The sequence below is a fragment of the Streptomyces abikoensis genome (genome assembly GCF_014648775.1).
Classification (GTDB): Bacteria; Actinomycetota; Actinomycetes; order Streptomycetales; family Streptomycetaceae; genus Streptomyces; species Streptomyces abikoensis.
The window spans coordinates 1-10,585 of the sequence record NZ_BMRT01000010.1 but is presented as its reverse complement, the minus strand read 5'-3'; the positions used below and the strand labels follow the sequence as shown (position 1 = coordinate 10,585).

Genomic DNA, 10,585 nt, shown 5'->3' with positions numbered 1-10,585 from the left:
AATTCCTCAACGGCCCATAAACATTTCGAGAACGCCGCGACCCGGCCCTGCCACCTGCTCGAATTCCGCCCGGCGGTCCCGTGCTACAACACATGAATCCTGCACAGATCCTAGGCAGTTGACGTCCTGCGGTACTTCAGCGACCGGTCACGGCGCGGTAATCGACGCGCCGCCGAAAGGGGTGAGCGACGCATTACCCCTCGGTGAGCGGGGGGTTGCGAACGCCGGGCTAGGGTCCGCTTGGATTTCCGGCCCATACCCATAAGGCCCCGCTATCCCAAAGCCCCCGTCCCTCACAGAAAGTGGGAGCAGCCACGCCATGAGCCAGCTCACCAACGAAGTCGAAAAGCACACCGACCTCTATGTCGAGGCCTTCAACCGGGGCGACGCCGACGCGGTCAACGCCTTCTACACGGACGAGGCCGTCGCCGTCTGGGAGCCGGGCAAGCCGCTGACCGGCCAGGCCCGCAAGGACAGCGTCAAGGAGTTCCTGGCCTTCGGCCCGAAGATGACGGCCAAGGTCCGCCAGTCCTTCGTCACCGGCGACACCGCCCTGCTGATCGTCGACTGGGTCATCGACACGGTCGACGCGGACGGCGAGCCCGAGCAGCTCAAGGGCGTCGGCGTCGACGTGCTGCGCCTGGGCGAGGACGGCAACTGGCGCTACGCCATCGACGACCCGTACGGCCAGGCCGAGTAAGGCCGGCGTCGGCGGCTCGCGGCCGTCCCGGCCGTGAGCCCGCCCGTCGCTCCGGCGGCAGGGCATCTGTCGTACCAGCTCGCATCAGCTCGCATCAGCTCGTATCAGCGTCACCGGCGCTCCGGCGCCACAGGGGGAGAACGATTTCCGTGCACACCGACAGCTTCGCCACCACCGCGGCCGACGACGCCGCCGCCCACCGCACCGGCCGGCGCCCCTCGCGGCGTACGGTCCTCAAGGCGGCGGGCGCGACCGCCCTGGCCGTCTCGGCCGCGAGCGCTCTGGCCGGACCCGCGTACGCCGGGGAGGACTCCGAGGACTCCGAGTCGGCCACGCGGGACTTCATCGTCATCGGTGCGGGCTTCGCCGGTGTCACGGCGGCGCGCGAACTGCGCGCCAGGGGCAAGCGGGTGACGATCCTGGAGGCCCGGAGCCGGATAGGCGGCCGGACCTGGACCGACACCTTCGCGGGCCAGCAGGTGGAGATGGGCGGCACCTGGGTGGAGCCGACGCAGCCGCACATCGCCAAGGAGCTCAAGCGCTACGGCATCGGTCTGGAGGAGGAGGACCCGCTGGACCGCATGCTCCTGCCGACCCCGAACGGCCCCAAGGCGTTCACCCCCGCCGAGGGCAACGCGGCGATGGGCCCCCTGTTCGAGAAGCTCTTCGCGGGTTCCAAGCAGTACTTCGAGCGTCCCTTCCAGCCGCTGTACCGCGCGGACCTGCTCCAGAAGATCGACAAGCTGTCGCTGCGCGACCGGCTGAACGAGCTGAAGCTCTCGCCCGCCGACGAGATGCTGATCAACGGCCAGACCGCGATCTACTCGGGCGGTGCCAGCAGCGAGGGCGCCCTGACGATGCTGGCCCAGTGGTGGGCCATGGCCGGCTGGAACAACGAGGGCTGGAGCGACACCCAGCGGTACCGGATGAAGCCCGGCACCGTCGGGATGCTCAGCGCGATGATCGAGGAGGCCAAGCCGACGATCGTGTTCAACGCGCCGGTGGCCTCCGTCGCCGAGTCGGGCAATCGCGTCCACGTCACCACCCGCGCCGGGAAGACGTACTCCGCCAAGGGCGTCGTGGTGGCCGTGCCGGTCAACGTCTGGCACACCATCAAGTTCACCCCGGGGCTGCCCGCCGCCCACACGGCCGCCGCCTCCCAGGGCATCGGGGTGAAGCACGCCCTGAAGATCTGGATCCACGCCCGCGAGGGCCAGGGCCGGTTCTACGGCCAGTCGGCCGAGGGCGGCTCGCCGATCCCGATGTTCATCCCCTACAAGAAGACGTCCGAGGGCCGGCTGTACGTCGGCTTCAGCGTCGACCCCAAGCTCGACCCGACGAATACCGCCCAGGTCAAGGACGCCGTGAAGAAGCTCGGCGCGGACCTGGACATCATCGGTCTGCGGGCGCAGAACTGGGGCGCCGACGAGTTCTCCCGCGGCGGCTGGGCCTTCCGCAAGCCCGGCCAGCTGACCTCGCTCTACCCCGACGTCCTGAACCAGGCCACGAACCGGATCACCTTCGCCAGCGGCGACATCGCGGAGGGCTGGACCGGCTTCATCGACGGCGCGATCGAGTCGGGTCTGCGCGCCGCCCAGCTGGCCAACGGCGAGATGTGACACCCCTCGTCCGGCGGCTCCCCCGCCGGATCCCTCCCCCGGGGGCACCCGCGCGAAGGGTGCCCGGAACAGAAGAGAGAAGGACGTAACCCGCCATGACCACGTTCACCGTGCCCTTCGACCCCGAGAAGCCCGACCTCACCGACGACACCTGGACGCAGAACGAGATCTTCCTCCAGGTCTTCAACTCCGGTAACGGCGAGTTCTTCGACAGCCTCTACCGCGAGGACTCCATCTCCAACTTCTCCGGCGAGCCCCTCACGGGCGAGGCCCGCCTGAAGTTCTTCAAGGAGTTCCTGGCCACCAAGCCCAAGCTGGAGGCCAAGGTGACCTTCGCCTACACGGCCGGCGATGTGGCCCTGATCGGTGTCGACTACGCCATCGACGGCGTCAACGCCGCGGGCGAGCCCTTCCACCTGGAGGGCGTCTGCACCGACGTCCTGGTCAAGGTCGAGGACGGCCGCTGGCTGATGGCCATCGACCGCCCCGTGGCCCGGGGCGGCCTGGTCGCCTAAGCGCCCGCACCGACACCCTGGAACCGGCGCTCCTGAAAAGTGCGAGCCCCTGCCTCCGGTCCCCGCCGAGGGCAGGGGCCGCCGTCGCGTAAAACATACCGATTATGCGGTATGGTCGGACGTATGTCCGGTCAGTCGTTCACCGACGGTCTGGTGACCGCCCTCGGGGTCATCGGCGGCAAGTGGAAGCCCCTGATCATCGCCGAACTCCACCGGCGGCCGCGCCGCTTCGGCGAGCTCAGACGTGCCCTGCCCGGCGTCAGCGAGAAGGTGCTCAGCCAGCAGCTGCGCGAGATGGAGCTGGACGGCGTCGTCGACCGCGAGGTCTGTCTGTCCATCCCGCCCCGGGCCGTGCAGTACTCGCTCACCGAGCTCGGCCTGACCCTCCACGAGAGCCTGCTGCCCCTCGCCGCCTGGGGTGAGCTGCACGAACTGCGCATGCTGGCACCCTCCGGGTGAAGCTGGCACAACGCCTTCGAACGGACCTCGAGAGAACCTCTAGAGGCCGCCACTAGCCTTCCCGTCGACTTCAGTGGGTGAACGAGTGCGGGAACAGAAAGCTGCGCACAGAACCGAGTTTGACTCTCCGTGACGTAACGTCGCGCCGCATGGCCCACGGCAAGCCGCCTTCTGAATCAACCGGCGACAACCTTTGCAAAACGATGCAAAAAGATCTTGGGTGAGCGATGCGGTTTCGAATGCTAGGTCCTCTGGAAGTCATTGACGCCGACCGCCCCGTGGCACTGGGCGGCATCAAACAGCGCGCCACGCTCGGCTTCCTGCTGTTGCAGGCCAACAGAGTGGTGGCCACCAGCCAGTTGCTGCGGGCCCTGTGGCCCGTGGACGAGGCGCCCACCTCGGCCCGGAAGATCCTCCAGAACGCCGTCTGGGGGCTGCGCGGTGTGCTCTCGGCCGGCGCGGACGGGACCGGCGGTACGAGCGCCCCGGCCCTGCTGACCCAGGCGCCCGGCTATGTGCTGCGCGTCGACCCCGACGACGTCGACCTCTACCGCTTCCAGCGCCAGGTCGAGGCGGGCCGCGCGAAGTTCTCCGCGGGCTCCCCCGAGGAAGCCGCGACACTGCTGCGCGAAGCCCTCACCCTCTGGCAGGGCCCCGTCCTGGCCGACCTGGTGGAGACCGGTATCGCCTGGCCCGAGCTGGCCGCCGTGGAGAAGGCCCGGCTCGACGCCATGGAGGACTACTTCGAGGCCGAGCTCGCCTGCGGCCGCCACCAGGCCGTCCTCGGCGAGCTCGAGACCATGGTCGCCACCGAGTCCCTGCGGGAACGTTCCTGCGGGCAGCTGATGCTCGCCCTCTACCGCTGCGGCCGGCAGGCCGACGCCCTCGCCGTCTACGACAAGGTGCGCACCACCCTCGTCGAGGACCTCGGCCTGGAGCCCGGCCGCTCGCTGCGCGACCTCCAGCACGCCATCCTCACCCACGACCCCGCGCTCTCCCTGCCCCCGGCCCGGCTCCTGGGCGCCGCCCCCTACCAGGCGGGCCGCCGCGCCGCCCGCGAGCAGACCGCCGAGATCCCGGCCCAGCGCCGCCCGGCCCCCGCCGGGGTGCCCCTGGCCTCCGTGCCCGACCCGGCCCCCGCCGCCGCGGGCCCCCAGGGCCGTCCGCCCGGCGCGGCGCCCGCCGAGCGCCGGACCGGGGCGACCGTCACCGAGCGCACCCAGGTCAGCGTCGCGCTGATCGCCACCGAGCTCGCCGAGGAGACCCCGGGCGGCGCCTGGAGCGAGAGCGCCGACACCGCCCTGGAGGCCGTGGCCGGCGCCGTCCAGGAGAAGGCCGAGCACTTCGGCGGGACCGTTGTGGCCAGCATCGGCCCCGTCACCCTCGCCCTGTTCGGGGCCTGCTCCGGCGACGGCGACCGCAAGGACGCCGCCGAACGCGCGGTCCACGCGAGCCTCGCCGTCCGCGACGCCCTCGGCTCGGCCGCGTACGCCACCGGCCGGCACGGCCGTCGCCCGGCCGTCCGCGCCGCCGTCGTCACCGGCGAGGCGATCGTCCGCTACCGACCCGACGACCCCGGCACCCCGCCCACCCTCATCGGCACCCTCCTCCACACCGGCCAGTCGCTGCTGGACCGGGTGCCCGCCGGCGAGGTCCGGGTCTGCGCCACCACTCTGGAGGCCGCCGAGGCGGCGATCACCGTCTCCCCGACCGGCGACCCGGCCACCGGCTGGGAGGTACGCGGCATCCGCCGCGAATACCCCGGCGACCACACCGTCCCCATCGTCGATCGCGACTGCGAACTGGACCTGCTGCGCGGCCTCCTCAGCCGCACCCGCCACCGCGCCCAGCCGCACCTGGTCACCGTCCTGGGCGACCCCGGCATCGGCAAGACCCGCTTCGTGACGGAGTTCGCCCGCACCTTCGCCGACCAGCCCGAACCCGCCCGCTTCCTGATGGGCCGCGCCCCCTCCTTCCCCGGGGACGACACTCTCGCGGTGCAGGCCGAGATCCTCACCGCCGCCTGCGGCATCCTCCCCGGGCAGGCTCCCGGTGAGGCCCGGGCCCACCTCGCCGCGACCGTCCGCCGCGTGGTCGCCGACCCCCGCGAGGCCGACCGCCTGCTGCGCCCCCTCACCGAGCTCGTCACCCCGGGCCACGCACCCGCCGCCCCGGCCGAGGCCCTCTCCGCCTGGCGGCGCTTCGTCGTGGCCCTCGCCGCCGAACGCCCCCTCGTCCTGATCATCGACGACCTCCACCGGGCGGACGACGCCCTGCTGGACTGCGTCGAGGACCTGGTGGAGTCCGCCGACGCCGTACCGCTCCTCGTGGTGGCGGCGGCCCGCCCGGAGCTGCTCCAGCGCCGCCCCGACTGGGGCGCCGGCAAGCGCCACACCAGCACCCTCGGCCTGGACCCCCTCTCGGACGCGGCCATCGACCGCCTCCTGGAGTTCATGGTCGCGCCGGAACAGGTCTCCCACGTCGGCGAGGCCCCGGACGACCGCCGCCGCTACATGCGCAAACTCCTGGCCTCGGGCTCCCCCACGGGCGCCCTCCGCCACCTCTACGGCCGCCCCCGCCACCAGCGGACACTGCCGGCGGCGGTGTAGGACACGGAACCCGGACGGGCTGACAAAGTCAGCCCGTCCGGCGTTTGAGGACCGGGGGTCCGGGGGCGGAGCCCCCGGAAAGCGCTACGCGCCGGCCCCCACCAACCGCTCCCCGTCCTGGCTCCGCAGAATCCCGCAAACATCCCGCAGCCCAACCTCCAGCTGCGCGATCTCCGCATCGCTCAGATAAACCGACGGCTCGAACCGCAACGTATGCACCGCACTAGCCGTCGGGAACGTCCGAATCCGGTGCTCCCGCAGCAGATACCCGGCCACCACGTACCCGAAGAACCCCGCGTTGTCGCGGATCGCCGCGGACGCCGCCTCCGACTGGTCGCTGAACTCGAACCCGAGCATGAGCCCCTCACCGCGGATGTCCGCGACGACCTCCGGGAAGTCCGCCCGCACCGACTCGAACATGGTCCGCAGGGCCGCCCCGCGCTCCGTGGCGAGCCGGTAGACGCGCCCGTCCTCCGCCTCCATCAGCTCCAGCACCTTCAGCGCCACGAAGCAGGAGAACGCGTCCTTTGCGAAGGTCGAGCTGTGCACCAGCTCGAACTCCTTGCGGTACCGGTCGCGCCGCACCAGCATCACCGACGCCTTGGCGATCCCACCGCCCAGGCTCTTGGCCAGCGCGTAGTAGTCACCCCGCAGCCCCACCAGGGAGCTCGCGAGGAACGCCCCGCTGCGCCCCATCCCGCTCTGCACCTCGTCGAGGACGACCGGGCAGTCGATCTCGGCGGTGACCCGCTGGACCTCGGCCGCGAACTCCCGCGTGATGACGTTGATGCCGCCCTCGCCCTGGATCGGCTCCAGGACGAACGCGCAGATCACCGGGGCCTCGCGCCGCACGACCTCGATCGCGCCGCCCTCGACCACGACGTCGAAGAGCTCGGCGCGCTCCGCCTCCACGACCTCCTTGATCGCCTCCGGCCGGTCCCGGGGGATGAAGCGCGCCTGCGCGGCCAGCGCGGAGAAGGGCGCGCGGTAGCCCTCGTTGTGGGTCAGCTGGACGCTGCCCATCAGCTTGCCGTGGAAGGAGCCCTCCAGCGTCAGGAAGACGGGCGGCCGCTGCCGGACCGCGTCGTTCCGGCGGGTGATCTCCGCGACCAGGTCCTCGAAGGCCGCCAGGTCCACGCGCTCGGTCGCGCCGAACCCGAGCGCGCCCAGCGCCTCGCCGGACAGCGACGCCTCCCCGCCGAGGAGCGCCGCCCGCGCGGCCTCCAGGTGCCCGGCGATGGGGGCGGCCAGCTCGTCCATCCGCATCCTGCGGTCGAGCTCCGCGTGCTTGATGGCGGCCTCGACGGCCTCGGCGCCCGTATTGGCGAAGATGGCCGAATAGACGTCGGTGGTGCCGAGTTCCCGCTGGAGAATGGTGTTGAGCACCCCGGCGACCTGATTGGCGTAAGGATGCCGCGAGAACTGCGCGTGCACCGGTACCCCGCCGTCCAGCAGGGATTTGGCGAGGGCGACGATTTCGGGGTTGTTGTGCCCCAGCATCAGGGAGCCGTAACCGCCCGCGTAGTCGACCACGGGGACTTCCCCGCCGTCCGCGTCGCGGTAGTAGAGGGTATTGCCCTCGGCGCGGACGTACTCGACGTCGAGACCGACGGAGGCGAGCCACTCAAGAAGAAAGGGCTCCGCGAGTTCGAGCTCGGGGGAGCCGGGATATCCGGGGGTATCAGCGTTCATGGCGCCAGACCATACGGCGGCGCGGTCATCGCTTGTTCTTTATCCGGTCCTCGAACTGCCCGCCGATTACTGGGCAGTTCGAGAACCGGCCGACCGGTTACCGGGCGACCGTGACGACCCCCAGCGCCTCGGCCACGAGATCGGCCACCTCACGGATGTGGTGGTCGAGGTAGAAGTGGCCGCCGGAGAACACATGGACGTCCGTCCGCGCCGCCGAGAAGCCCCGCCAGTCCGAGGCCTCCTCGACCGTCACGACCGGGTCGTTGTCGCCGATCAGCACGGTGAAGGGAACGTTCAGCGGCGCCCCCGGCGTCCACGCGTACGCGCCGATCGCCCGGTAGTCGGCGCGTAGCGCCGGCATCACCATGGCCAGCAGGTCGGGGTCCTGGAAGACCCCGCCCGTCGTACCGCCGAGCCGCCGGATGGCGGCGAGGACGTGCGCGTCCGTGCGCACCTGGTCGTGGGGGCTGGGCACCGCCGTCGGCGCCCCGCGCCCGGAGAGGAACAGCCGCTCCGGCCCGGGGGCCGAGCGCTGCTCCAGGCGGCGGGCGGTCTCGTAGGCGAGCACGGCGCCCATGCTGTGCCCGAGGAAGGCGAACGGACGGTCGTCGTCCAGCGCGCTCATCTCCTCCGCCAGCCGGTCGGCGAGCCGGGCGATGTCGTCCACCGGTGGCTCCTGGTGGCGGTCCTGCCGCCCCGGGTACTGCACGGCCACCACGTCGACCGCCGGCGCCAGCGTGCGCGACAGCGGCACGAAGGCGCTGGCCGCTCCTCCGGCGTGCGGGAAGCAGACGAGGCGCGGTCCGTCCTGCGGAGCCTGGCCGTAGCGTCGGAACCAATCACTGCCCACTGCGTCTTCTCCTCGCGTGCGTTGCGGACCGTGCCGGGGCATTTTCGGTTATGCCGCTCGAGGCTGGCACGAGACGCGCACGAGAACCCCTGATCGAGACACTTCGCAAGGGCCATGAGGGCATATTCTGTGGGCCCGCAGAGCATCCACGGAGCGTAGGGAAGGCAACCGAGCCGGGGATCGGCCGGAAGGGGAGTTGATCGGCGATGCAGGAGAGATCCGGGCGGACCCGCAGGAGGTTGCTCGAAGCCGCTGCCGCGCAGATCGACGCATGCGGATACGCGGACGCCAAACTGAGCGACATCAGCCGGTGCGCCGAAGTGACGACGGGCGCGCTGTATTTCCACTTCTCCTCCAAGACCGACCTGGCGGAAGCGGTCCAGCGGGCCGGCTGCGCGATGCTGGACGAGACGGTCGACGATCTGCTGGCCCGTTGTTCACCGATGCAGGCCCTGATCGACGTCACCCACGTCCTGGCCCGCTGGGTCTGCGAGGAGCCCATCGTCCGGGCCAGCCTGCGGATCGGCCGGGAGCGCGGACGCGACGGTTCCGCGATCGTCGACTTCCACGCGGTGTGCGTCCGCACCGGGCTGCGGCTGCTGCGCGACGCCCGCGCCACGCAGGGGGTGATCCGCGCCGACGTCTCCGCCGACTCCGTGGAGGGGCTGGTCACCGCCGTGCTCTCGGGCGCCGAGGCGGACGCCTGCCGGGGGATGGGCCCCGACCGCCTCGCCACCCGGCTGACGGGGATGTGGGACCTCCTCGTCGACGCCCTCGTCGTACGCGACCTCCGCGCCGGGCTCCGCACGGGACCGCCCCACGCGGCGCTGCCGCACGGCCGCGCCCACGAGGCGGTCACCGCCTGACTCCGTGCCACGACTCTGGTGATTACCCGCGTGATTACCCGTCGGTGAACACACAGTAGGACCCCTCCGGTTAGCTTCTCGGCCTGGGAGGAGTCCCGAGGGGGGAGTTCCCCGAGGGGCTCGGACGTCCCGCGAGGTACGAGGAGTTGTGATGGATACCTCTGTCATCACAGGGGGAGCGGAGGCCGGCGCGACGACGGGGACCGGAGCGGGGCCGGGAACGGGGACGGGCCCGGGAACGGGTACGGAACCCGAGGCCTGGGAATCGGTCATCGGACGGGACTTCGCCCGGGCGCTCAACGAGGGCCTGGCCCGGGCCCGCGCGACCGCCCCGCCGAGGAACCGGCGCCCCTCGTCCACCCCACGCACCCGCCTGCCCCGGCCGACGCCCTCCGGGCCCTCCGGAATGGACGACTCCGCCGGCGTGGACCCCCACGCTGTGGACTCGACCAGCGCCGATCCCATGTCCACACCCGACGAGCACACGGATTGCCGCTGGCAGGAGCGCCGCCGGGTGGCCCGTGACCTCCACGACCACATCGGCGGCGCCCTCGCCACCGCCCGCCGCCTCCTCGTCGAGTGCGGCCCGGGCGTGGACGACCCCGGCCGGCTCGCCGCCGCCCAGGTCTTCCTCCACGAGGCGGAGGACCATCTGCGCGGTCTGCTGGGCGAGTTGGTCACGGCGACGGAGCTGCCGCCGCTGGGCGAGGCCATCGAGGGCTTCGCGACGGAGGCCGCCCCGCCCGGCCTCGACGTCACCGTGAAGATCACCGGCAACGAGAACCTCGTCGCCACCGCCCACCGCCGGGCCCTGTTCCTGGCCGTCCGCGAGGCCCTGCGCAATACGTTCGAGCACGCCGGCGCGAGCCGCGTCGCGGTGTCCGTGCGCACCACCCGCTGGTGGGTCCACGCCGCCGTCGAGGACGACGGCCGCGGCTTCGACCCGGAGCGCGCGACCGACGACGAGGGCCGCCCGGCCCGGGGGATCGCGTCGATGACGCAGCGGGTCGAGGACATCGGCGGAAAGCTGACGATCGAGAGCTCGCCCGTCGACGGCACCAGGGTCGACATGCACCTGCCGCTGCGCCCGCGCACGTAGCGGGTGGCCCCGAAACGTTCCCCCTGCTCCCCTGACTTCCCTGATCCCCTCTGATCCCCTCCGAATCCAGTGCTGCCAGCGGGCCGGCCGATCCGCCCGCGCCGAGGAGTTGTTGTGCGCAAGGTGCTTATCGCCAATCGTGGCGAAATCGCTGTCCGTGTCGCTCGTGCGTGCCG

The 10,585-nt window shown here is 71.6% G+C and carries 10 protein-coding genes; 8 read left to right on the top strand and 2 right to left on the bottom strand.

Annotated features, from left to right (window positions below; translation table 11 throughout):
- Positions 1–319: 319 nt before the first annotated feature.
- The 5 genes from IE096_RS26390 (at position 320) to IE096_RS26370 (ending at position 5,902) form a co-directional block, all read left to right on the top strand.
- The gene (locus IE096_RS26390) at positions 320–700 is read left to right on the top strand and encodes a YybH family protein (RefSeq protein ID WP_189455866.1); all 381 of its coding nucleotides are present in this window, start codon (positions 320–322) and stop codon (positions 698–700) included.
- A 149-nt stretch (positions 701–849) separates the two neighbouring features.
- On the top strand, positions 850–2,319 hold the full coding sequence (locus IE096_RS26385; RefSeq protein WP_189455865.1) for a flavin monoamine oxidase family protein: 1,470 nt from the start codon (positions 850–852) through the stop codon (positions 2,317–2,319).
- A 95-nt stretch (positions 2,320–2,414) separates the two neighbouring features.
- Positions 2,415–2,834, top strand: coding sequence for a YybH family protein (locus tag IE096_RS26380; protein ID WP_189455864.1), 420 nt, complete (start codon positions 2,415–2,417; stop codon positions 2,832–2,834).
- 123 nt (positions 2,835–2,957) lie between these two features.
- The gene (locus IE096_RS26375) at positions 2,958–3,293 is read left to right on the top strand and encodes a winged helix-turn-helix transcriptional regulator (RefSeq protein ID WP_126915304.1); all 336 of its coding nucleotides are present in this window, start codon (positions 2,958–2,960) and stop codon (positions 3,291–3,293) included.
- A 239-nt stretch (positions 3,294–3,532) separates the two neighbouring features.
- Positions 3,533–5,902, top strand: a complete 2,370-nt coding sequence (locus IE096_RS26370) for an ATP-binding protein (RefSeq protein ID WP_189455863.1) — start codon at positions 3,533–3,535, stop codon at positions 5,900–5,902.
- Positions 5,903–5,986: 84 nt separating this feature from the next.
- Here IE096_RS26370 and IE096_RS26365 read toward each other — a convergent pair whose 3' ends face one another.
- Both IE096_RS26365 and IE096_RS26360 read right to left on the bottom strand, forming a co-directional pair.
- Complete coding sequence (locus IE096_RS26365) at positions 5,987–7,594, bottom strand: aspartate aminotransferase family protein (protein WP_189455862.1); 1,608 nt, start codon at positions 7,592–7,594, stop codon at positions 5,987–5,989.
- Between the two features lie 97 nt (positions 7,595–7,691).
- Positions 7,692–8,444, bottom strand: a complete 753-nt coding sequence (locus IE096_RS26360; protein ID WP_189455861.1) for a thioesterase II family protein — start codon at positions 8,442–8,444, stop codon at positions 7,692–7,694.
- A 206-nt stretch (positions 8,445–8,650) separates the two neighbouring features.
- On the opposite strand from IE096_RS26360, the gene IE096_RS26355 reads away from it, so the two are divergent.
- From IE096_RS26355 to IE096_RS32185, 3 genes are all read left to right on the top strand, one after another.
- Positions 8,651–9,310 (top strand): ScbR family autoregulator-binding transcription factor, encoded by a 660-nt coding sequence (locus IE096_RS26355; RefSeq protein ID WP_189455860.1) that lies wholly within the window; start codon positions 8,651–8,653, stop codon positions 9,308–9,310.
- A 151-nt stretch (positions 9,311–9,461) separates the two neighbouring features.
- A complete protein-coding gene (locus IE096_RS26350; RefSeq protein ID WP_189455859.1) occupies positions 9,462–10,409 on the top strand; it encodes a sensor histidine kinase in 948 nt (315 codons plus the stop codon).
- Between the two features lie 114 nt (positions 10,410–10,523).
- A partial coding sequence (locus IE096_RS32185) for a biotin carboxylase N-terminal domain-containing protein (RefSeq protein ID WP_344069737.1) occupies positions 10,524–10,585 on the top strand: 62 nt, incomplete at its 3' end.

Coding starts and splice junctions, on each gene's coding strand:
- IE096_RS26390 (WP_189455866.1), top strand. CDS start 320: ATGAGCCAGCTCACCAACGAAGTCGAAAAGCACACCGACCTCTATGTC.
- IE096_RS26380 (WP_189455864.1), top strand. CDS start 2,415: ATGACCACGTTCACCGTGCCCTTCGACCCCGAGAAGCCCGACCTCACC.
- IE096_RS26375 (WP_126915304.1), top strand. CDS start 2,958: ATGTCCGGTCAGTCGTTCACCGACGGTCTGGTGACCGCCCTCGGGGTC.
- IE096_RS26370 (WP_189455863.1), top strand. CDS start 3,533: ATGCTAGGTCCTCTGGAAGTCATTGACGCCGACCGCCCCGTGGCACTG.
- IE096_RS26365 (WP_189455862.1), bottom strand. CDS start 7,594: ATGAACGCTGATACCCCCGGATATCCCGGCTCCCCCGAGCTCGAACTC.
- IE096_RS26355 (WP_189455860.1), top strand. CDS start 8,651: ATGCAGGAGAGATCCGGGCGGACCCGCAGGAGGTTGCTCGAAGCCGCT.
- IE096_RS26350 (WP_189455859.1), top strand. CDS start 9,462: ATGGATACCTCTGTCATCACAGGGGGAGCGGAGGCCGGCGCGACGACG.